Below are 22,552 nucleotides of genomic sequence, written 5' to 3'. Positions count from 1 at the left end.
AACAATCATGAAAAAGATTTTATTCTTAATAATCGCTGTAATTTTATTAATTGCATCACTTTACTACGCTTTCATATACTACGTACCTTATAGCGAAGGAGTTCGTTCGGGAGAATTGATAAAAATTAGCCACAAAGGGGTTTTAGTTAAGACTTGGGAAGGAGAAATAAGTCAAGGAATTTCTGGAGCTCAAATCTTTGCTTTTTCAGTAGAAGATGATGAGAAAAAAGTAATCGAAAACTTACAAAAATTTCAAGGACGCTATGTAAAAGTAACTTACAAAGAACGTTACGGTACCTTCTTTTGGTTAGGTGACACAAAATATTTTGTTACGAAAGTTGAAGAAGAAGCGTCACCACATTTTAGAGGAACTCAAACTACTGATGAATAATAAAACATATAAACACATAGAAGATACTCGTATCTCAATTTCTGAATTAATGCTACCTTCTCACGCTAATTTTAGCGGAAAAATTCATGGTGGATACATTCTTAATTTATTAGATCAAATAGCTTTTGCTTGTGCTTCAAAATACTCAAGTACATATTGTGTTACTGCATCGGTTGATACAGTAGATTTTTTAAACCCAATAGAAGTTGGCGAGCTAGTTACTATGAAGGCCTCTATAAACTATGTGGGTAGAACTTCTATGGTTGTTGGAATTAGAGTTGAAGCTCAAAATATTCAAACTGGTCACATCAAACATTGTAACTCTTCTTATTTTACAATGGTAGCAAAGAATGATGAAGGAAAGAGTGTTGAAGTTCCTGGACTTATCTTAAAAAATGAATTAGAAGTTACTCGATTTTTAAAAGCTATTAAGCGAATTGAAATGAAAAAGAAACGTCAAGATGAATTTGACAGAGATGATTTTGTCCCTCACGATTATATAAAAGATTTACAAGATTATAATGTAAAAATCGATTTATAATTTATGCCAGAAATTATCGATTTAAGTCAAGAGATATTTGAAGGAATGCCTGTTTACAAAAGTCTCCCTCAAGTAAAAATGACTGTTCACAACACTCATGAGGAATGGGATGATATTAAAAATCCTACCACTCAAACTCCAGCCGTTTATAAACTAGAAATGGGTGAGCATACAGGTACTCATGTTGATGCTATTAATCATATGGCAGCAAAGCATAAAGGAAAATCTATTGATACCATGCCTCTCTCTATGTTTTACACAGAAGGCATTTGTTTAGATTTTTCCCATAAAGGGCTAAGAGAACTGATAACTTCTGAAGAAGTTAAAGAAGCTTTATCTAAAGAAAGTTTAACCATAAAAGAAGATGATACTGTATTGTTTTACACCAATCATTACAACAAACATTTTAACACAAAAAACTGGGGAAATGGACCTGGAATTACTGCAGAATGTGCGCAATGGTTAGGAGAGCAAAAAATTGTTGCTTTTGGTGTAGAAACTATGTCTCCTGGTGTGCCTAAAATTTCAAACAAAGAAGTACATCATATTTGTGGAGATATGGGATTTACACATTATGAAAATATGATAAACCTTGATAAGTTAATTGGAAGAGGACGATTTAGGTTTATTGCCTTACCTTTAAAAATACGAGGTGGTACGGGATCTCCAGTAAGAGCAGTTGCTATTTTTGAATAATCTCTGTGATCTTTTTAGCTTCTCTGATTCCACTTAAATAGGCTCCATGTACTGTTCCTCTATACTCTCTTATTGTATGCTCACCTGCAAAGAATAATTTATCATCAATTGGTTCTTCAAAAACTTCATATTCCTTTGTCCTTACTCCATTAGTAGCGAAAGAATATGAGCCAAAAGTATAGGGATTCGTATTCCATTTTGTGCGTAGCATTTTAATTGGTTTTGGAATATCTTTTCCATAGATTACTCGTAGATGATTCATTATTTCTTCTATAATTTCGTTATCTGACATTTGTTCTGCTTTAATTGAATAGTCTCCAAAAGTGAATGTCATCAAAGCATTTGCATTTGCAAACTTTTTTACATTCATAAAATAATTGAATTTCCCTCTAGTTTCTGGTGTGTATCCGATATACTGTAAGTTTTCATCCCAAAAAGCTGTTTCCCAAACCAATAAAAACTTATTTACAGACCCCATATCAATACTATTAATAGCTTTTTGAGTTTTAATAGGAAGTTCTGGTCTAAACGAAATAATCTTATTCTTTAACACACCTAAAGGAACAGTTATCAAAACATAATCAGCTTCAAAATTTCCTTTAGATGTTTTTATTTTTACTTTTTCTGCATCATAATTTACCTCAGTAACTTTAGTATTTAATTTCACATCTATTCCCTTGGCTAAATAATCAGCAACTTTATCATAACCATTGGTTATAATAATATCTTCTCCATCAAAAGTTTCATCATCATAAAAATCTTTAGAAGAAAGTTTATAAATATCTCCACCAGAATCAAATTCTAAAAATGCAGACAGCATATATGTCCATAATTTATCATTCTTGTATTGCGGAAAACCTTTGTAAAAAACCTCTCCAAAACTTTTATCTTTTTTGCCGTTGAAATCACTTAAAACTTCCATAAATTTTTCTTCTGCAGATGCTAATTTCTCTTCAGAATACGACTTTTCATCCGTATCAAAAACCTCAACCTTATCATCTGAAGTTAAATAAGTTTTTGCTCCAGATTTTTTAGCTATTTCTGTAATAGGATTTCCTTCAGGTCCATGAATCCAACTTGCTCCTTCATCAAAGGATATACCTAAACTTCTATCAGTTTTTAATCTACCCCCTATCTTTTCTTGAGCTTCTAATACAATAACATCTATTCTTTTATCTTTTAAATATTTTGATGCGGATAACCCTGCAACACCTGCTCCAATTACAATTACTTTTTTGTTCGTTTTTATTGATTGTGAAGTTTTATTTGGTTTACAAGAAGCTAACAACCCCAAAAATGATAGTAGTATAATTATATTGTTCATCATACAAATTTAGTCTTAAAAATAGTGAAATATCGACTTAGTATATTTAACCAAGAAATAAAATTGCTAAAATTTCCACTTATAATACATATAGTAAATATAATAGTAGTTTTATTGTGTATATAAACTAGTTGTAAGCAATTTGAACGACAAACACTTTTATAAATCGAAAACTATCAATATGTTTGCACAGTGGATAAAAAACAATTTATAGAAGTTAGTAAGTCATTAACCAATCAAACTCGATTGAAAATATTGGAATGGTTAAAAAAACCTGACGAAAACTTCCCACCTCACCCAACTCTTGGACATTTTGACTTTGGTGTATGTGGAACATTTATTCAAAAGAAAACTGAAATGTCACAATCTACAATTTCTACATATTTAAATAATATGGAAAAATGTGAGTTGCTTATTTCTACACGAAAAGGAAAATGGACTTATTTCAAACGAAATGAAAAAACTATTGAGGATTATATAGAATATTTAAAATAATTTTTTTTATTAATCATATCGACAATTCCCGATATTAAAATACGTTATTATGATAAATACAAACAAATTGATATCAAAGTTTCCAGAAGCTAACATTCCAATTGATGGAGTTCTCTCAAGATTAATTCAAGCAGGAGAGCAACAATTCATTTTTATGGAATTTGAAAAAGACATAGAAGTACCATCTCATTCACACAATGCTCAGTGGGGAATAGTTTTAGATGGAGAAATGGAAATTACCATTAGTGGAAAAATATACAATTTGAAAAAAGGAGATACATATTTCATAGAAAAAGATGAAATTCATTCTGCCAAGATAAAAGCTGGATATAAAGACTTAACTTTATTTGACCAAGTTGATAGATACAAAGAAAAATAAACTGCACGTAACACGGTGTATAATTCATTGCTAATACTCTCCTACTTATGAAAATCCTCACGGATTTTCTGTTCAGTTTGTAATTGTTAATTTAGTTGCTTAAACACGCAACGAAATCATACACAAAACCATTACTTGTAATTTAAAGCAGCATATTTAAAATAAAGGAAGAGAAAATGGAATCAAATTCAGAAAATATTTTTAAAAAGGAATTACCCAATGTTTATATAGAGTTTCTTAGAAAGAATCCTAATGGAGATGAAATAGAATTCAATGAATATAAAGATGAAGCCCCTGATGATGAAGGTAGATACTGGAATATAATGGGAGAAAATGAATTGTTAGAAGAATGGGAAATGATTGGCGTTGGAAAATCTGCAAATTTTGAATGTTTGAAATTATATGTAAAAACTCAAAAAGAATTCGGTGCAGGACAATTTACTTCGTCAAATGTAGGAAAAGTTGATTTAAATAGAGTTGAATCTGGCTTTGTTATTGGAGATGAAAATGGAGACTATTTATACATTGATTCTTCTGACAATTTTTCCGTATGGGTATATTATCATGATGGAGGAGATGTTCGTAAAATTGCGGCTTCTTTTGGGGAATTTATAAATAATTAAAAACTACAGATAATAATGTATAATCGTAATTACAGCTGATTCATCCACATCTTAAAATGACATTATAAAAACTAACTAAAAAATCCGAAATCATTTACTTCGGATTTTTTATTCTTTAAAAGTTCTTATTATCTAAGAGTATTCCTCCTAATTGCAATAATTGTAATTCAGAATTTTTAGCATTGTATTTTGCTCTACTTAAACTTAACTCAGCATTGATTAAATTTTGTTGTGCTTGTCTAAAATCAATCGAAGAGATTTGTCCTAACTTATAACGTTCATTAGTTCGTTCAAAATTTAATTTATTTGTTTCTACATTTTTCTTCTGAGCTTGTAAAGAAAATAAATTGTTTTGATAGGTTTCCCAAGCATTATTTACATTTCTTTCTAATTGCTCTTCTTGTTGTTCTTTTTGTATTTCTTGGGTTTCTACAGCTATTTTAGCGTTCGCAACATTTGTTTTTGTTCTTCCTCCATCAAAAATATTCCATGATAAACTTAAACCTGCTCTAATTCCTGTTTGTACATTCGTTGTTGGACTAAAAGCATTGGTTGCATCGTTATCACTTTTATTCCACGCATATGAACTTGTTAACCCTACATTAGGCATCCATCCTGCTTTATTAATTTTAACATTCAGTTCTCCTATTTCAATGTTCTTTTTAGCTTGTAACAAACTTGCATTATTATCTCTAGCATTTTGTAATAAATCTGGTAAATTTAAATTAATAGCATAGGCTACGTTTGTATCTACCTTTACAGGTGTATTTACACTTCTACCCAATACTACATTTAAGTCTCTTTTAGAGTTTGCTAATTGTCTTTTAACATCAATATAGGTTATACTATCATTGTTTACATCAACCTCAGCATTTAACACTTCTAATTTTGTATTTTGCCCATATTCAAAACCATATTTTGCTCTTTCTAATCGCTTTTTAGAAATTTCTAAAGCTTGTTTTTGAGTTTCTTCATTTTCGGTTAACCTACCCACTTCATAATACGCCAAAAATAGTGTTGTTAGTGTATTTTCCATTACTTGACGTGCTTGTAATTCGGTTAAATTATAGTTCTCTTTTAAACGTTTATAAGTATTCTGTCTATTGAATCCATCAAAAATTGTATAGTTTAATCCTATTGAAGCATTGTATGTTTTAGATTCTGCTCCTTTAACCGAGTTTACTGTTCCATCTTGAAAACCAACATCAGTATCATTATTACTGTAATTAGCCCCAGCATTACCTGTTACAGTTGGTAAATAACCACTATTATAAACACTTTTGTTATTCTTTGCTGTTTCTAAATTATTCTTAGTAATTCGAATATCATAATTATTTTCAAGAGTTATTTCTACTGCTTTTTCTTTAGTTAATACCTCCTGTGCATAAAAAGAAACACTTACCAATAGAACTCCTATCGTTACATATATTTTTTTCATTCCTCTTTTCTTTTATTGTTCTAATTCTTCTTTTTCCGATTCCAATTCCTTAATAGCTCTTTCAACCTCTTCTCTTGTTGGTTTTTTACCTTCCCACAACCATTTTGCGTATACTTTTGAATAGTTTGAAATAGATAACAAAACAGGTAAGGTTAAAAGCGTTAAAAAGGTTGCTATCATAATTCCGTAAGCAATAGATATTGCCATAGGAATTAAAAATTGTGCTTGTCTACTTGTTTCAAAAATTAAAGGGGCTAATCCAGCAACAGTAGTTATAGTGGTTAAGAATATAGCTCTAAATCTCGATTTTCCTGCTGCAAATAAAGCTTCTTCATATTTCATTCCTTCTTTTATATAACTATTAAATTTACTAATGAGTACTAACCCATCATTTACCATAATTCCGATTAAAGCAATGATTCCTAAAAGTGATAAAATATTTACTGCAAATCCATGAATCCAGTGTCCCCAAGCTACTCCAATTAAACTGAATGGTACCATAACCAAAAGCATGAATGGTTGTCCGTACGATCTGAATGTAAATACAATTACAATATAGATTAGTAATAGAATTACTGGACCAACTACTGCCGCTGAACTTGATACTTTCTCTGCTTCTCTATTTTGACCTTCATATAAAGCTGTTACTGATGGATATTTAGCTACTATAGATGGCATTATACGTGTTTTTATATCTTCTAACACATCTGTTGCACTGGCTTGCGCATCTTTCATATCTGCTTCTACCTTTATTTCTCTTTGACCTTCTAAATGATTGATAGAAATTTCTCCTCGTTCAATTTTATATGTTGCAATTTCAGAAAGTGGAACTCTTGCTCCTGTTGGAGTTGCAATACGCATGTCATCTAAATTCTTAATAGAAGAACGCTCATTTTTATCGTAACGCACCCAAACTCTTATTTCATCTTGTCCTCTCTGAAAACGTTGTGCTTGTCTACCAAAAAAACCACTTCTAATTTGCGACATTACTTCATTTAAATTCAACCCTAATAAATAGGCATTATCTTTAAGCTGAAGTTTTATTTCTTTGATTCCTTGTGGATCATTATCAGTAACATCTTTTAAATCTTGATTTTTGTTTAATTCTGCTTTTAACTCGGTTTTTGCAGCTTTTAACTCAGAAATATTATTACTTAATAACGATACGGATACTGGACTTCCTCCAAAATTTCCTCCAGAACCAAAGGTTAGAGCTTCTACTCCATATACCTCGCCTACTTTTTCTCTAATGGCATTGGTTATTTCTCTTGAACTAAAAGTTCTAGTTTCTCCTGGCAATAAATTAATTCGTAAAGATGCTCTTGCTGTTCCTGGACCAATTTGTTTTAATATGTTTTCTACTACAGGCTCTCCTTCTTTACCATATTTCTTTGTAAATTCTTTTTCTACTTCCCAAGTTTTTGCTTCTATTACTGATATAATACTATCTGTAATTTTTTCATTCGTTCCTTGTGGCATAGTTAAGTTTACAGAAACTCGATCACTTGCTATTGATGGAAAAAATGTTCCTTTGATAATTCCTCCTTCAAAAGCTCCTATAGTAATCATTAAGAAAGCTACTGGAATTACCAAACCAAAAAACTTGTTTTCTAACACAAATTTTAACGCTGGAGCATAGATTTTATCACGCATAAAATCCATTACATCTTCAGCATATTTATTGAACTTATATAATTTTTGATTTCTATCTAGAGCTTTCGAGTGTGCTACGTGTGCTGGTAATATAATTAACGCTTCTACTAAAGAAAGTATTAATGTTAATGCAACTACTGTAGCTACTTCACCAAAGAACTCACCAATATTTCCATCTAAAAAGAAGAATACTGAAAATGCTAAAACCGTAGTTGTAATTGCTGAAATAATTGGCGGAACTACTTCCATTGTACCATCAATTGCTGCACGAATTGGGTTCTTTCCTTTTTCGTAATGATGGTAAATATTTTCTGAGATTACAATTCCGTCATCAACCAGAATACCAATTACGATAATCATTCCGAATAATGATAATACATTAATTGTAATGTTAAAATAACCCGCTAACATAAACATTCCAAAGAATGCAACTGGTAAACCTGCTGCTACCCAAAATGCTAATCTTGGACGTAAGAACAGTGACAAAAATAGCATAACCAATAACATTCCTTGCCATGCATTTTTAAATAATAATTGCGTACGCTGATTTAAGGTTATTGATGAATCTCTTGTTACTTCAATTTTTACATTTTCATGTTCTTTGTTAAACTTTTCTACGTATTCATTAATCTTTTCTGCCGATGATAATAAGTCTTCACTATTGGTATTGCTCACCTGCATTCTTACAGCTAAGTTGCCGTTATAATAGTTTCTATTAGGTGTTTCATTCCAAATATCTTGTACCGTTGCTACGTCTTTTAGTCTGATAATTCTCCCTGATGCGTCTGCTCTTACCACTAAATTATCTAGCTCATCACCGTAATACGATCTATTATTAGCACGTATTAAATACTCTTCAGCATCTGTTTTTACAGAACCTCCTGTAGTTAAAATATTCGCATTTGAAACAGCATTTGCTACTTGATTAAAAGTTAAGTTATAAGCGATTAAATCGTTTTCTCTAACAGCTATTTCAATTTCTTCTGCTGGATATCCTGATATGGTTATTTGTGATATTCCGTCTATTCTTCGGATATCATTTTCAATATCTCGGGCAATATTTTTTAATGATTTTAATGGAATTTTATCTCCTGTAACTACAAAACTGATGGTTTCTGCTACATTTTCTATTTTAGCTACAACAGCTGGTTCCATTCCTGTAGGAAAATTCGGAACTTTATCTACTGCGTTCTTTACATCGGCTAAAACAACATTAATATCGTAGTCTTTTAAAATTTCTACTGTAATGTTTGCAGCATTTTCAGATGATGTAGATGTTACTCTATCTACTCCTACTAATCCTTTTAAATTGTCTTCTATTTTTAAAACTACTCCTTCTTCTATTTCTTGTGGTGATGCTCCTGGGTAGGCTACATTTATACTAATAAATTTTGCATCTGTTAATGGGAAAAAGGATGATTTTAACGAAGAATATCCAAAGAATCCTAATACTACAAAAGCAATTATAATAATATTTACTGCTACTGGATATTTTATAAAATATGCGATTACTTTCTTCATCTCTTCTTATTTTGTTGATTCTTGAGTTTCAGAAAATATTTTTACTGGCATTCCTACATAAGCTCCTGCTATTGCTTTAGAAACTAATTGTGTTCCATTTTTTAATCCTTTAACTACAACAGAGCTTTCATTAAAATGTATTGGGTTTATTGATACTAAGTCTAAAACGTTATTTCTTACCACATATACTGATTTGTTTTCAACTAACAATTTTCTATTAATTTCTATGGCTTCTGTTGCTGTTTTTGTAGGTACATTGGCCTCTAAGTACATTCCTTCTCTTAAATCTTTTCCTTTTACTTCAATAAAAACTTGTACTGTTTGTGAAGTTTGATCTATTTTTCCATTTATTCTTGATACTTTTCCTCTCCAAGTTTTTGTTTTTTCTAAATTTTGAAGTGTTACAACTTTTCCTTTTTGTAAGATATCTGCGAAACCTCCGTTTACCGATAATGGTAGTTCAAATACTGATGTATCTATAAATTCTCCCATTTTTTGCCCCGATCTTACTAAGGTTCCGTTTGTTACTAACGTTTCTGTTAATATTCCATTAAACGGAGCTCTTACACTATATTTTCCTAACCTAGCTTCTAAGTTTTTTATATTGTAATAGGTTGTATAAATATTCTTTCCTGTAACAAAATATTTTTCTTTATCTGAACTTGGTGTTGGTAGCGGTTGTACAGTTTTATTTATGTTGAAGTTCTTTAAATACGTATTCCATTTTTCAAAAGAATTCGGATAATCTAATCGAATATCTGGCATAATTGAAGCTATTAAATTTTGTAATGTGCTTCTTTGCGATTGAATGGATGCGTAAAATTCTTGACTGTTAATCTTTAACAATGTTTGTCCTTTTCTATACGAAACTCCTGCTCTAAAATCTCTTCCTGTACTTTCTAATACTCCTTGTACTTCTGAATAAATATCTACTTTATTTTTTGCTACTAGATTTCCGTTTGCAGAAATAACAATAGGCACTTCTCCGTTTTTTACAGTTTCAACAAAAACTGTTTTTTCTACTTTACTTACTTTTTGCTCAGGAAGTTTTTTACTATTTTTTAAATATCTAGATAATAAAAGTGAACCTCCAAGTAATACTATTCCTGCTCCAACAATGATTAGTTTTCTCATATTTTATTTTTTAGTTGCTACTACAACTGTTATTGAATCTTTTTTATTAAATTTTCTTGTACTTTTTTAATTACATTAATGGCATGTTTTATTTCTTCCTCAGAAATATTTTCTTGTAATGACTTTGCAAATCCTTCCATGATTGGCATGGTTTCTTTAAGCAACAATGCTCCCTTTTTGGTTAAATGTATATGATTGATTCTCCTATCTGACTTTGAAGGAATTCTCGCAACCAAACTCTTCTTCTCCATGGTGTTTATTAAACGTGTTAAAGAAGTTTTATCTCTACCTGTTAAAAAAGCTAACTCTTGCTGCGGCACTCCATTTTTTTCCCCCAACCTTTTTAAAAGAACCCATTGTATCTTCGTTAAACTTATCTCCTTTGCATAAAACATCTCTTGAATATGATTGTCTATCATTTTCACTGTTTTTCCCAACCAAGGCGCTAATGTGTTTTCTATATCCATCTACTTTCTTCAATATTAGACACAAAATTAACTGAAAAGATTAATTTAGTTGCATATACAACTAGTTAATATTGTGTTAAAAAATCCGAAGCATTAAACTTCGGATTGTATTTTCTTTTTTACTAATTAATTGTATAAACATCATTCACCGTTTCACTCAGTCGGAAATAACCAAAGACTTCTTCATTTGAATCATTCACATTTATACAATTTCCTTTTAATCGAGCTGGTGTAGTTTGGAAAGGACCTCCTTGTCCTAACTGTTCTACTAACAAATCAATGTAATTATAATATCGCTGTGAAATTCCTTGTAAGCTTATTGTAATTGTAGCTCCTGCAGTTAAATCCTCATCTTCGTATTCTATAAAATTTTCATTTCCATCTGTAAATTCGTCATCTAAAGTTTCTAGATCTGGTATCGCTAAATTAGAAGCTTTAAATGCTCCAAGATAAAAATTTGCTTCATTTGCAGGATCATCAAAATAAATTTTCAACCTTATTTCATCATCTCCTCCTATTGAGGAAACTGATTCTTGTTCAATATTTTTGATTTCTGAAACAGACACCAAACTTTCCACAGCAGTATACGTTTTACCATCGTTTACTACCTCTAATTGATACTCATTATTAAGTATAGGATTAAAATTGTTTGTGGTATATTCTCCATTATTCTGATTCAAAAAAGTAAAAACTTCTCCTGTATTCGTATTCGTCACTTGAACTGTTGCATTCGTTACTGGTACATTGGGAGTATCAGAAAAGTACTCTGTAGAGGTACTTAACTTAATAGTTTGGTTAGCTCCCGTAGTTCCCTTTTCCCATAAAATTGATGCCTCCACAACTAATCGTGCTCCTCCATTAGGAACTTCTACATTTACAACCTCAGTACAAGATGAAAAAATACCGATTATTAAAATTGTGATTATTGATTTTATAATTGACTTTTTCATTTTCTTAAAATTTAAAATTATAACTCACTGATGGAACGATACCAAAAATGGTTGTTTGTGTAGCTTCATTCAATCCATTGGTAGCATTTTGTCCGAAACTAATAGAAGCTGCATTGCTACGATTGTAAACATTATAAATACTAAATACCCACTCTCCTTTCCATTTTCGATTTTTATTTTTTCTTGGAGTTAGTGTAGCTGATATATCTAAACGATGGTATGCAGGTAACCTACTTGCATTTCTATCACTATAAGTAGGCACTGATAAGCCTTGATATTGAAACTGACCATTAGGATATGTAACAGGTCGACCTGTTTGGAAAATAAAATTACTTCCAAAACTCCATTTTTCATTTAACTTATAATTTCCCGTAAATGAAAAATCATGTGTTCTATCGTATGCTGTATTATACCAATTACCACCATTAATCCCTAATCCTCCAGAAGCATTACCTGGTGTTCGTTGCTCAGCTTTAGATAATGTATAAGCTAACCATCCTGTAAAGTTTCCTTTGTTCTTTCTCAATAGAAACTCTGCTCCATATGAACGCATTTCTCCTATTAAAACTTCTCGTTCAATATTGTTTTGAGCTATTAAATCTGCTCCATCTATATAATCAACTCTATTATCTACTGTTTTATAATAGGCTTCTGCTTCAAAAGAATACATATTATTCTTAAAATTTCTGAAATATCCTATAGCATATTGATCAGCTAATTGAGGCTTTAAAAACTCACCACTTGGCGCCCAAACATCTAAAGGAGTAGCAGAAGTAGTATTAGAAATTAAATGCAAGTATTGTGCAGTACGGTTGTAACTCGTCTTTAAAGAAGACTTTTCATTAAGCTGATATGAAAGGGCAAATCGAGGTTCAAAATTTCCAAAAGAAGCTATTGTACTTCCACTAGAATATGTAGTTTCTCCTATGGCTTCTGCACGTTCATAAATTCCTAACTGTGTATTATAAACTACTGGTAAATCATTTTCATATTGATTCAATGTCTGGCTACCTAAGCGGTGAAAACTACTGTAACGTAAACCATACATCGCTGTTAATTTATTCGTAATCTTATGTTCTAAACTAGTATAAATCCCCCCTTCTAACGCAAACTTGTCATCTAATTTTCTTGGATTAATTCCCGAACTTTCATTTAAAGGATTCAACTCTCCTGGATTGAACTTGTAATAAATACCACTCGCTCCGAAGTTAAACTTCATTTTATCATTTAAATAATACCCAACATCATATTTTATATTGTAATTATTAATTTTTGATTTCCAATCTAAACCTTGTGTATCTATTTGTAATCCATAGTTATATTGACTATAAATTAAAGACAGGTTAGAAAATAACTTATCATTGAAGATATGATTCCAACGTAAATTCCCAGAGACATTACCATATGAATTTGAAAATCTATTGGCTAAACTAAAGTTATCTTGACCTAAATAACCTGACAAAAACAGTCTGTTTTTATCGTTAATTTTATAGTTTGTTTTAAAATTTAAATCATAGAAATTAGCACTATTATTATTGTTTGTTAATTTTAAAAATAGGTGAGCATAAGAGACTCTTCCTGCAAAAAGAAATGATCCTTTGTCTTTAAATGTTGGTCCTTCTACAGTTAATCTACTAGATATAGCGCCGATTCCTCCTGTTAGAGATAGTTCTTTACTGTTTCCTTCTTTTTGACGAATATCTAATACAGAAGAAATTCTACCTCCAAATTGTGCTGGAATTCCACCTTTATATAATTTTATATCTTTAATTGCATCACTATTAAAGACTGAAAAAAAACCAAATAAATGCGAAGAATTATAAATAATTGCTTCATCTAACAATACTAAATTTTGATCTTCAGCTCCTCCACGTACATTAAACCCTGAAGCTCCTTCTCCCGAATTCGTAACCCCAGGTAATAGTTGTATTGATTTAATAATATCTACTTCTCCCATAACCGCTGGTATTTGCTTAATCGTTTGTGTAGATAGTTTTGTTACACTCATTTGCGGAGTTCGCAAGTTAGTCTTCTTCATTCCTTCTGAAGTAATAACAACTTCATCTAACTGTGAGGTGTCTTCTGCTAATTCGAAATCAAGTTTTAAATTAGCCTCTAATGATACTTTTTTCTCTATTGTAGTATATCCTAAATAAGAAATAAGTAGTGTATAATTTCCTTTTGGAACTGTTAATGAATAGAAGCCGTATTCGTTGGTTGATACTCCAACATTAGTTCCTTTTACAATAATGCTTGCTCCTGCTAAGGTTTCTCCATTTGTCTTGTCTTTCAATGTTCCTCTTATTGTAAATTTCTCTTGAGAGAATCCCCAAAACGATACTAATAAGAAAACATATAAAATGTGTTTCTTCATATATTTTTGAATTAATTTTCCTCAAAACTAACGAGAAGAAACCTTCTGTATTGGCTTATTTTATTGGGATTGGTGCGAAAAAACCTTTTTTGGAGTGAAAAGACTTAGATTAACTTTTCTTTAAGAATGGAAAAATATGCATTAGCATATTAATACAAAGAAAGTTTGATTTTTATATCTTTTAAAAAGGTTTTTGATACTGGAATTTTTATGCTTTTTTCAGTTCCTAAAATCAAATTTGGTTTTTGATTCATATATCGTAAGCCTTCAATATTTAATAAATTTACTGCATACGAACGATGGCATTTAATAATAGATGGAAAATGATCTAACTCTTTTAATATTTTTGAAAACCTTGTTCTAATATTTTGCTCTACTAATTTTTCATTTTTTATATAGCGTACTGATACATATTGATTTTGAGATTCTATCACACAAATAGTATTCATTGGTACAGTTAACTTACAATCATTCTTCTCATCTAGAAATTGAACTAATTCTTCATTTCCTGAAGCAATTTTATAATGATTGGTTATAACATTTAAGTCCTTTTCAAGTTCTTTTTTTTCCTGTAACATTTGCTTAAAAAAACTATAGACCAACATTCCTAATACAGGATATAATAAAACAATAGATAAAATAAGTGCTGTTCGAAAAATAGGTCTTAAAATTTCTTCAAATAGATTTTCTAATGAAATAATATCATCTTCAAAAAAGATTAGATCAACTACAATTCGTAAAAAAACAATCAATAAAATATCTATGAGAAACCACAGAAAAAACTGTTTTACAGTATAATTTCTTGTCAAAAATTGTTTTCGCAGTATAAACTGGCTAAATGTTAACACTAAAAAAATAATGCTCGAAAACAAAACAAGTACCATTAAAAACTCTGATAATGTATGCCCATCTGCTTTTACTTTATCATAAATTCCATAAGGCTGATACACCATAAAAAATGCCATAAAAAACAAAGTACAACTGATAGCATACATCCATTTTTCTCTAGCAATGGTAAAAAATTGAAAAGGCAAATTTAAAAACTGTCTAATTTTCATTGATAAAGTTTGGAAAATATATAACGGCGATAAAACTAAAAAAATTGCTTTTTCTATATAGTTAAATAGTTCTTAATAGAAATCCCCAAAGGAAATTTCCTTTGGGGATTTTTTTATTTTATATAGAACTTAGTCTTTGAAAAGAAACCACTGACGACCTTTACCCAAAAATCACTAATCTCTCCATTTTTTTCTAGTTTTACTATAAAAAACTCTTCTCTTTTCCAGTTTACTGGAATCCCTAAGACTTTAATACTTACAAGACTTAGTTTAATCATTGATGGTCTTTCAAATGGACCTTTCTTCCAATCTAATTTATTAGGAACTCTCTTGTTTAAGAAAACATAACCTTTACTTTCTACAAAAGCAGATAACTCCTTAATAATTGTATAATCAAACAAAATTATCCTTCTATTTACTCAAATACATTTTACGTCTTGAATATAAATCATAGAAAGTATCATCTCTTAACGAATCAATAAATAGAATACTTTCTCCAGTAGACTTCATCTCTGGCCCTAGTTTTTTATTTACATTCGGGAACTTGTTGAATGAGAATACGGGTTGCTTAATTGCAAATCCTTCTAACTGTGGATTGAAATCAAAATCAGTTACTTTCTTCTCTCCAAGCATTACTTTCGTAGCATAGTTTACATAAGGCTCTTTATAAGCTTTTGCTATAAATGGTACTGTACGAGATGCTCTTGGATTTGCTTCAATGATATATACTTTATCATCTTTAATAGCAAACTGAATGTTTATCAATCCTTTTGTTTTTAATGCTAAAGCAATTGTTTTCGTATATTCTCTAATTTGCTCTAAAACTAATTCTCCTAAGTTAAAGGCTGGCAATGTTGCATTTGAATCTCCAGAGTGTACTCCACATGGTTCAATATGCTCCATAATTCCAATGATATATACATTTTCTCCATCACAAATCGCATCAGCTTCTGCTTCAATAGCTCCTTCTAAGTAGTGGTCTAATAATAATTTGTTATTCGGAATCTTACGTAATAAATCAACTACATGTTCTAATAACTCTTCTTTATTAATTACAATTTTCATTCCTTGACCTCCTAATACATATGATGGACGCACTAAAATTGGAAAATCTAACTCATCTGCTAATTGTAAAGCTTGATCAGCAGTTTCTGCTACACCAAATTCTGGGTAAGGAATATTGTTATCTTTTAATAAAGTTGAAAAACTTCCTCTATCTTCTGCTAAGTCTAAAGCTTTATAACTTGTTCCGATAATTGGAATTCCATAACGATCTAATTTCTCAGCTAATTTCAAAGCAGTTTGACCACCTAACTGAACAATAACTCCTTCTGGTTTTTCATGCTTGATGATATCGTAAATGTGCTCCCAGAATACTGGCTCGAAGTATAACTTATCTGCAGTATCAAAATCAGTAGAAACTGTTTCCGGATTACAGTTAATCATAATTGTTTCATATCCAGATTCTTTTGCAGCATATACACCATGCACACAACAGTAATCAAATTCAATTCCTTGCCCAATACGGTTAGGTCCAGAACCAAGTACTATAATTTTCTTTTTATCGGTTACAATACTCTCATTTGCTGGCAATTTCTCACCATCTGCAGTTTCAACCTCATTTTCAAAAGTTGAGTAATAATATGGCGTTTGTGCCTTAAACTCAGCAGCACAAGTATCTACCAACTTGTATACACGTTTTATCTTTAATTCTTCACGCTTTTTATATACCTCACTCTCTAAGCATCCTAACATATGTGCTATCTGACGATCTCCATATCCTTTTTGCTTAGCTTCTAGTAATAACTCTCTATCTAAAGTGTCAATAGTGTAGGTAGAAATTTCTTTCTCTAACTGGAATAATTCCTCGTATTGTTTTAAATACCACATATCAATCTTAGTGATATCATAAATCTTACTTAAAGGAATTCCCATTGCAATAGCATCGTAGATTGCAAAAACACGATCCCAACTTGCATAGGTTAACTTTTCAATAATTTGGTTGTAATCTTTATATCCTTTTCCGTCAGCTCCTAAACCATTACGTTTAATTTCTAACGACTGTGTAGCTTTGTGTAATGCCTCTTGGAAAGAACGTCCAATTCCCATTACCTCTCCTACAGCTTTCATTTGTAAACCTAAAGTTCTATCTGAACCTTCAAATTTATCAAAGTTCCAACGTGGAATTTTTACAATCACATAATCTAACGTTGGCTCAAATAATGCTGAAGTAGACTTCGTAATTTGGTTATCTAATTCATCTAACGTATATCCAATAGCTAACTTCGCAGCAATCTTTGCAATTGGATATCCAGTTGCTTTTGATGCTAATGCTGATGAACGCGATACACGTGGGTTAATTTCAATAGCAATAATATCTTCTTTCTCATCTGGAGATACTGCAAACTGAACATTACATCCTCCTGCAAATTCACCAATTGAGCGCATCATTTTAATTGCCATATCACGCATTTTCTGATAGGTTTTATCAGAAAGTGTCATTGCTGGAGCTACGGTAATTGAGTCTCCTGTATGGATTCCCATTGGATCCATGTTTTCAATAGAACAGATAATTACTACATTGTCATTATCGTCACGTAATAATTCTAACTCATATTCTTTCCATCCCATCATTGCCTTATCAATCATTACCTCGTGGATTGGAGAGATTTCTAATCCTCTAGATAATGATTTTTCAAATTCAGCTTCATCATATACAATTGAGGCACCTGCACCACCTAAAGTAAAGGATGCTCTAATACATAATGGAAAACCAAACTCTTGTGCAATTTCTTTACCTTTTAAGAATGAAGTAGCAGTAGCTTGTGGTGCCATTGGCACATCGATTTCTTCCATTAACAAACGGAACTTATCTCTATCTTCCGTTATATTAATTGCATCAATATCAACTCCAATAATTTCTACCCCAAAATCTTTCCAAATTCCTTTTTCATCCGCTTCAATACATAAATTTAATGCTGTCTGCCCTCCCATTGTAGGTAAAACTGCATCGATTTGTGGGTGCTCTTTTAAAATTTGAATGATAGACTTTGTATTTAATGGCAATAAGTAAACATGATCTGCCATTGAAGGATCGGTCATGATCGTAGCAGGGTTAGAATTGATTAAAATTGTTTCAATTCCATCTTCACGAAGCGAACGTAATGCTTGTGATCCTGAATAATCGAATTCGCATGCTTGACCAATTACAATTGGTCCTGATCCAATAATTAAAATTGATTTAAGGTCTTGACGTTTTGGCATTTTTATATAGTTGTGTTGTGTTTTGTAAAAATATAAATTGAGTGGGTATAAAAAAAGGTGTTACTAAAAAAAGTAACACCCTTATTTAATGACTAACATCATTATCTTTTATGTCTTGTTTCAGAAGAAACTGATAATTTCTTTCTTCCTTTTGCTCTTCTTCTTGCTAATACTTTACGACCATTAGCAGAAGCCATTCTTTCTCTAAAACCATGTTTGTTTCTTCTCTTGCGTTTCGATGGTTGGTACGTTCTTTTTGGCATTTCTAAATTTTTTAAATGTCTTGTTTATTAATTTAACTGCTTTTGTGAAATTCCGTCTGCTAAAAGCGTGGGCAAATATACAACAGTTTTTTAGTCCGACAAACCCATTTTTTGTTTTTTTTAATTATTTTTTTTCTTTGCAGAAATCCACTGCAATATACCCTATTTTTTATTCTTTTTATTTGTTCATATTCACAGACTTCTTACTTTTGCCCAAACCTAACAACACCATGAACAACACTAAATATGTCTTTGTAACGGGAGGCGTAACTTCATCATTAGGAAAAGGTATTATTGCCGCTTCCTTAGCTAAATTACTACAAGAAAGAGGCTATTCGGTAACTATTCAAAAATTAGATCCTTATATTAATATAGATCCAGGAACTTTAAATCCGTACGAACACGGAGAATGTTATGTTACTGATGATGGTGCAGAAACTGATTTAGACCTAGGACATTACGAACGTTTTTTAAACATTCCTACTTCACAAGCTAATAATGTAACTACAGGTAGAATTTATCAATCTGTAATTAACAAAGAACGTAAAGGAGAATTTTTAGGAAAAACGGTACAGGTAATTCCCCATATTACTGATGAAATTAAACATCGAATTCAAATTTTAGGAAATACTGGCGATTATGATATTGTAATTACTGAAATTGGTGGAACTACAGGTGATATTGAATCTTTACCATATGTAGAAGCTGTTCGTCAATTACAATGGGAGTTAGGTGAAGAAAATGCTATTATAGTTCATTTAACATTGGTTCCTTATTTAGCTGCTGCAGGTGAGTTAAAAACTAAACCAACGCAGCATTCTGTAAAAATGTTGATGCAAAGTGGTGTGAATCCTGATATTTTAGTGTGTCGCTCTGAACACCCAATCAACGATAATATTAAACGTAAATTGGCGCTTTTCTGTAATGTAAAGAAACAAGATGTGATTCAATCATTAGATGCAGAAACTATTTACGATGTTCCTAATTTAATGTTTGCTGAAGGATTAGATTATGTTGTATTAGATAAATTACGTTTATCAACTAGAAAACAACCAAAGTTAAGAGCTTGGAATAAATTTTTAGAGCGTCATAAAAATCCAACTTCAACCATAGAGATAGGTTTAGTTGGTAAATATGTAGAATTGCACGATTCTTATAAATCAATTACTGAAGCCTTTATTCATGCTGGTGCAGCAAATAAAACGAAAGTGAATGTTCGTTGGATTCATTCTGAAGAATTAACTCCAGAAAATGCTGCTTCGAAATTAGAAGGGCTGAATGGTGTTTTGGTAGCTCCTGGTTTTGGAGATCGAGGTATTGAAGGAAAAATTGCTGCAGTACAATATGTACGAGAAAATAATATTCCTTTTTTAGGAATTTGTTTAGGAATGCAAATGGCGGTGATTGAATTTGCTCGTAACATACTGAACCTAAAAAATGCTAACTCTACCGAAATGGATGAAAAAGTTAAACATCCAGTAATTAACCTCATGGAGGAGCAAAAAGAAGTTACCGAAAAAGGCGGAACCATGCGTTTAGGTGCTTGGGATTGTAAGATTCAAAAAGATTCTAAAGTATTTGATGCTTATAAATCTGAAATGATTAGCGAGCGTCACAGACACAGGTATGAATTCAATAATAAATACAAAGAACAAATAGAAGCCGCTGGCATGAAAGCTACAGGTATTAACCCAGAAACTGGATTAGTAGAAATTGTAGAAGTTCCTACACATCCTTGGTTTGTTGGGGTTCAATATCATCCAGAATATAAAAGTACGGTGTTAAATCCGCACCCACTTTTTGTAGACTTTATTAAGGCCTCCTTAAAACATTCGAAGAAATAAAATAAAAATCCTGCCAAGAGCAGGATTTTCTTTTTTTAACCCAAAACGGAATACTGTTTGAACTACCATACATCATAAAATTAATCATAGTAAAATCACTATAAGTTCATAGTAGTTTTACTACCTTTGTCGGGTTTTTTAGGAAACTGAAAAACGTTTAATGACAAGTTGACATTATAATATACATCAATGGAACAAAAAAAATTTGATTTTAATTCCTTAATAGGAATGTTATTAATTGGTTTAATCTTTTTCTGGTGGACCAATAAAACTGAAGAAGAAGTTACTCCCGAAACTACTAAAACAGAACAAGTAGCTAAACTTCCTGAAAACAATGCAGATCAAACAACAACTCCTGTTTTTGAAAACGATTCTTTAAAATCGGTAGCATTAACAAACAAACTAGGAGCCTTTGCTTTTGGTGCATTACAAGCAAAACAAGAAACTAAAGTTTTAGAAAACGAAGTTTTAAAATTAACTATTGACACTAAAGGTGGACAAATAATTGAAGCTTTAGTTAAAAATGAAAGAACTTACGATTCGCTTCCTTTATATTTAGTTAAAGATAAAAACGCTTCTTTTAATATTAACTTCGGTACAACAGATAATAGAATTTTAAACACTAAAGATTTAGTATTTGTTCCATCATATACCGAAAATGGAGGGAATAAAATTCTTTCTATGAAATTAAAGGTTTCTGAAAGTCAATTTTTAGAATACCGTTACGAAATGAAACCAAACGATTACCGTGTAGGTTTTGCAGTTCGTTCTCAAGGATTAAATAGTGTTATCAATTCTTCTCAGCAAATTAATTTAGACTGGACTTTAGATGGTTTACGCCACGAAAAAAGCATGAAGACAGAAAACACGATGTATTCATGGTATTATTTTAAAGCTGATGATGAAGTAGATTACTTACGTCCTGGAAATTCTGATGTTTTAAACGATGTAGATTGGGTTGCTTATAAGCAGCACTTCTTCTCTTCTGTTTTAACAACAGATACACCTTTTAACAATGCTACGTTAACTTCAACAGATTTAGTTAAAGATGCTGAAGTAGATACATTGTTTACCAAAAGATATGAATTAAAAACTCCTTTACAGTTAACTAACGGAGAATTAAATTATAATATGGAGTGGTTCTACGGACCTACAAATTATAATTTATTAAAGACTTACAAAGGAACTGATTTAGCAGAAATTAGTGACTTAGGTTGGGGAATATTCGGATTCTTAAATCGTACTATTTTCTATCCAGTTTTTAATATGTTAAAAGGATTCATTGGTAACTACGGATTAATCATCATTTTAATGACAATTGTAGTTCGTATTATCATGTCGCCAGTATTATATAAGTCGTATGTATCGAGTGCTAAGATGAAAGTGATTCGTCCAGAAATGGAAGCTATCAATAAAAAATATCCTGGTAACGAAAATGCAATGAAGCGTCAGCAAGAAATTATGGCTGTACAGCGAAAAGCTGGAGTTAGTATGATGTCGGGCTGTATACCAGCATTATTACAAATGCCTGTATTCTTTGCCTTATTCAAGTTCTTTCCAACGAACTTCGATTTACGTCAAAAAGGATTTTTATGGGCACCAGATTTATCTTCTTATGATGTTGTATTTAAACTTCCTTTTGAAATTCCTTTTTATGGAGATCACGTTAGTTTATTCCCAATTTTAGCCTCTATTGCTATTTTCTTCTACATGAAAATGAATCAAAGTCAGCAAGCAAATATGCAAGCTCCAACGCAAGAAGGTATGCCAGATATGAGCAAGATGATGAAGTACATGATTTACTTCTCTCCTATCATGATGTTATTCTTCTTTAACAACTATGCGAGTGGATTAAGTTTATACTACTTTATCTCTAACTTACTTACAATTACAATTATGTTTGTAATTAAAAACTATGTAATTGATGAAGCTAAGATTCATGCTAAAATTGAAGAAAACAAAAAGAAACCTGTTAAAAAGAGTAAGTTTAGAGAGCGTTTAGATGCCGCTATGAAACAAGCTCAGGAACAGCAAGAAGCTCAAAAAAGGGCTAAGTCAAAAAAGAAATAATTTTTATTTTTCAATACATTAAAATCCGCAGTTTTACTGCGGATTTTTTATTTAACAGAGTTTTAAC

19 protein-coding genes are annotated in these 22,552 nt (G+C 31.2%); 8 read left to right on the top strand and 11 right to left on the bottom strand.

What is annotated here, in order from left to right; genetic code table 11:
• The first annotated feature begins 7 nt into the window (after positions 1–7).
• Genes WH52_RS10455 through WH52_RS10445 form a run of 3 tightly spaced genes read left to right on the top strand, consistent with a single transcriptional unit; the run spans position 8 to position 1,628 of the window.
• On the top strand, positions 8–391 hold the full coding sequence (locus WH52_RS10455; protein WP_086030891.1) for a 6-phosphogluconate dehydrogenase: 384 nt from the start codon (positions 8–10) through the stop codon (positions 389–391).
• Positions 384–932, top strand: a complete 549-nt coding sequence (locus WH52_RS10450; RefSeq protein ID WP_086030890.1) for an acyl-CoA thioesterase — start codon at positions 384–386, stop codon at positions 930–932. Before WH52_RS10455 ends, WH52_RS10450 begins: the two co-directional genes overlap by 8 nt.
• A 3-nt stretch (positions 933–935) precedes the next feature.
• A complete protein-coding gene (locus tag WH52_RS10445) occupies positions 936–1,628 on the top strand; it encodes a cyclase family protein (protein ID WP_086030889.1) in 693 nt (230 codons plus the stop codon).
• Here the strand turns inward: WH52_RS10445 and WH52_RS10440 are convergent.
• Positions 1,615–2,955 carry a flavin monoamine oxidase family protein gene (locus WH52_RS10440; RefSeq protein ID WP_086030888.1) on the bottom strand — a complete coding sequence of 447 codons (1,341 nt, stop codon included), beginning with the start codon at positions 2,953–2,955 and terminating at the stop codon, positions 1,615–1,617. The two genes, WH52_RS10445 and WH52_RS10440, sit on opposite strands and share 14 nt — an antisense overlap.
• A gap of 189 nt (positions 2,956–3,144) precedes the next feature.
• Here WH52_RS10440 and WH52_RS10435 point away from each other — a divergent pair, with 189 nt between their 5' ends.
• The 3 genes from WH52_RS10435 (at position 3,145) to WH52_RS10425 (ending at position 4,449) form a co-directional block, all read left to right on the top strand.
• Positions 3,145–3,447, top strand: a complete 303-nt coding sequence (locus tag WH52_RS10435) for an ArsR/SmtB family transcription factor (RefSeq protein ID WP_086030887.1) — start codon at positions 3,145–3,147, stop codon at positions 3,445–3,447.
• Between the two features lie 49 nt (positions 3,448–3,496).
• On the top strand, positions 3,497–3,826 hold the full coding sequence (locus WH52_RS10430; protein WP_086030886.1) for a cupin domain-containing protein: 330 nt from the start codon (positions 3,497–3,499) through the stop codon (positions 3,824–3,826).
• 176 nt (positions 3,827–4,002) lie between these two features.
• Positions 4,003–4,449, top strand: coding sequence for an SMI1/KNR4 family protein (locus WH52_RS10425; RefSeq protein WP_086030885.1), 447 nt, complete (start codon positions 4,003–4,005; stop codon positions 4,447–4,449).
• 115 nt (positions 4,450–4,564) lie between these two features.
• On the opposite strand, the gene WH52_RS10420 is transcribed toward WH52_RS10425, so the two are convergent.
• From WH52_RS10420 to rpmH, 10 genes are all read right to left on the bottom strand, one after another.
• Complete coding sequence (locus WH52_RS10420) at positions 4,565–5,887, bottom strand: TolC family protein (RefSeq protein WP_086030884.1); 1,323 nt, start codon at positions 5,885–5,887, stop codon at positions 4,565–4,567.
• A gap of 12 nt (positions 5,888–5,899) precedes the next feature.
• Positions 5,900–9,061 (bottom strand): efflux RND transporter permease subunit, encoded by a 3,162-nt coding sequence (locus tag WH52_RS10415; protein WP_086030883.1) that lies wholly within the window; start codon positions 9,059–9,061, stop codon positions 5,900–5,902.
• A gap of 6 nt (positions 9,062–9,067) precedes the next feature.
• On the bottom strand, positions 9,068–10,195 hold the full coding sequence (locus WH52_RS10410) for an efflux RND transporter periplasmic adaptor subunit (protein WP_086030882.1): 1,128 nt from the start codon (positions 10,193–10,195) through the stop codon (positions 9,068–9,070).
• A 29-nt stretch (positions 10,196–10,224) separates the two neighbouring features.
• Positions 10,225–10,662 (bottom strand): MarR family winged helix-turn-helix transcriptional regulator, encoded by a 438-nt coding sequence (locus tag WH52_RS10405; protein ID WP_086030881.1) that lies wholly within the window; start codon positions 10,660–10,662, stop codon positions 10,225–10,227.
• A gap of 122 nt (positions 10,663–10,784) precedes the next feature.
• Positions 10,785–11,612 carry a DUF4249 domain-containing protein gene (locus WH52_RS10400; RefSeq protein ID WP_086030880.1) on the bottom strand — a complete coding sequence of 276 codons (828 nt, stop codon included), beginning with the start codon at positions 11,610–11,612 and terminating at the stop codon, positions 10,785–10,787.
• A 4-nt stretch (positions 11,613–11,616) separates the two neighbouring features.
• Complete coding sequence (locus WH52_RS10395; protein ID WP_086030879.1) at positions 11,617–13,986, bottom strand: TonB-dependent receptor; 2,370 nt, start codon at positions 13,984–13,986, stop codon at positions 11,617–11,619.
• Positions 13,987–14,135: 149 nt separating this feature from the next.
• The gene (locus tag WH52_RS10390; RefSeq protein ID WP_086030878.1) at positions 14,136–15,044 is read right to left on the bottom strand and encodes a LytTR family DNA-binding domain-containing protein; all 909 of its coding nucleotides are present in this window, start codon (positions 15,042–15,044) and stop codon (positions 14,136–14,138) included.
• A gap of 113 nt (positions 15,045–15,157) precedes the next feature.
• A complete protein-coding gene (locus tag WH52_RS10385; RefSeq protein ID WP_086030877.1) occupies positions 15,158–15,445 on the bottom strand; it encodes a hypothetical protein in 288 nt (95 codons plus the stop codon).
• A gap of 10 nt (positions 15,446–15,455) precedes the next feature.
• Positions 15,456–18,308 (bottom strand): carbamoyl-phosphate synthase large subunit, encoded by a 2,853-nt coding sequence (gene carB / locus WH52_RS10380; RefSeq protein WP_086030876.1) that lies wholly within the window; start codon positions 18,306–18,308, stop codon positions 15,456–15,458.
• A gap of 101 nt (positions 18,309–18,409) precedes the next feature.
• On the bottom strand, positions 18,410–18,571 hold the full coding sequence (rpmH, locus tag WH52_RS10375) for a 50S ribosomal protein L34 (protein WP_086030875.1): 162 nt from the start codon (positions 18,569–18,571) through the stop codon (positions 18,410–18,412).
• A 230-nt stretch (positions 18,572–18,801) separates the two neighbouring features.
• Here rpmH and WH52_RS10370 point away from each other — a divergent pair, with 230 nt between their 5' ends.
• Positions 18,802–20,415: a CTP synthase gene (locus WH52_RS10370; protein ID WP_086030874.1), complete on the top strand. Its 1,614-nt coding sequence runs from the start codon at positions 18,802–18,804 to the stop codon at positions 20,413–20,415.
• Between the two features lie 189 nt (positions 20,416–20,604).
• Complete coding sequence (gene yidC / locus WH52_RS10365; RefSeq protein ID WP_086030873.1) at positions 20,605–22,485, top strand: membrane protein insertase YidC; 1,881 nt, start codon at positions 20,605–20,607, stop codon at positions 22,483–22,485.
• Positions 22,486–22,552 lie beyond the last annotated feature (67 nt).

Source organism: Tenacibaculum holothuriorum, from assembly GCF_002120225.1.
GTDB classification, from domain to species: domain Bacteria; phylum Bacteroidota; class Bacteroidia; order Flavobacteriales; family Flavobacteriaceae; genus Polaribacter; species Polaribacter holothuriorum.
This window is presented reverse-complemented; position numbering and strand designations above follow the sequence as displayed.

Bases quoted from the DNA above. Each gene is read 5' to 3' on its own strand.
- WH52_RS10455 (WP_086030891.1), top strand. From the start codon at position 8: ATGAAAAAGATTTTATTCTTAATAATCGCTGTAATTTTATTAATTGCA.
- WH52_RS10450 (WP_086030890.1), top strand. From the start codon at position 384: ATGAATAATAAAACATATAAACACATAGAAGATACTCGTATCTCAATT.
- WH52_RS10445 (WP_086030889.1), top strand. From the start codon at position 936: ATGCCAGAAATTATCGATTTAAGTCAAGAGATATTTGAAGGAATGCCT.
- WH52_RS10440 (WP_086030888.1), bottom strand. From the start codon at position 2,955: ATGATGAACAATATAATTATACTACTATCATTTTTGGGGTTGTTAGCT.
- WH52_RS10430 (WP_086030886.1), top strand. From the start codon at position 3,497: ATGATAAATACAAACAAATTGATATCAAAGTTTCCAGAAGCTAACATT.
- WH52_RS10425 (WP_086030885.1), top strand. From the start codon at position 4,003: ATGGAATCAAATTCAGAAAATATTTTTAAAAAGGAATTACCCAATGTT.
- WH52_RS10420 (WP_086030884.1), bottom strand. From the start codon at position 5,887: ATGAAAAAAATATATGTAACGATAGGAGTTCTATTGGTAAGTGTTTCT.
- WH52_RS10415 (WP_086030883.1), bottom strand. From the start codon at position 9,061: ATGAAGAAAGTAATCGCATATTTTATAAAATATCCAGTAGCAGTAAAT.
- WH52_RS10410 (WP_086030882.1), bottom strand. From the start codon at position 10,195: ATGAGAAAACTAATCATTGTTGGAGCAGGAATAGTATTACTTGGAGGT.
- WH52_RS10405 (WP_086030881.1), bottom strand. From the start codon at position 10,662: ATGGATATAGAAAACACATTAGCGCCTTGGTTGGGAAAAACAGTGAAA.
- WH52_RS10400 (WP_086030880.1), bottom strand. From the start codon at position 11,612: ATGAAAAAGTCAATTATAAAATCAATAATCACAATTTTAATAATCGGT.
- WH52_RS10395 (WP_086030879.1), bottom strand. From the start codon at position 13,986: ATGAAGAAACACATTTTATATGTTTTCTTATTAGTATCGTTTTGGGGA.
- WH52_RS10390 (WP_086030878.1), bottom strand. From the start codon at position 15,044: ATGAAAATTAGACAGTTTTTAAATTTGCCTTTTCAATTTTTTACCATT.
- carB (WP_086030876.1), bottom strand. From the start codon at position 18,308: ATGCCAAAACGTCAAGACCTTAAATCAATTTTAATTATTGGATCAGGA.
- rpmH (WP_086030875.1), bottom strand. From the start codon at position 18,571: ATGCCAAAAAGAACGTACCAACCATCGAAACGCAAGAGAAGAAACAAA.
- WH52_RS10370 (WP_086030874.1), top strand. From the start codon at position 18,802: ATGAACAACACTAAATATGTCTTTGTAACGGGAGGCGTAACTTCATCA.
- yidC (WP_086030873.1), top strand. From the start codon at position 20,605: ATGGAACAAAAAAAATTTGATTTTAATTCCTTAATAGGAATGTTATTA.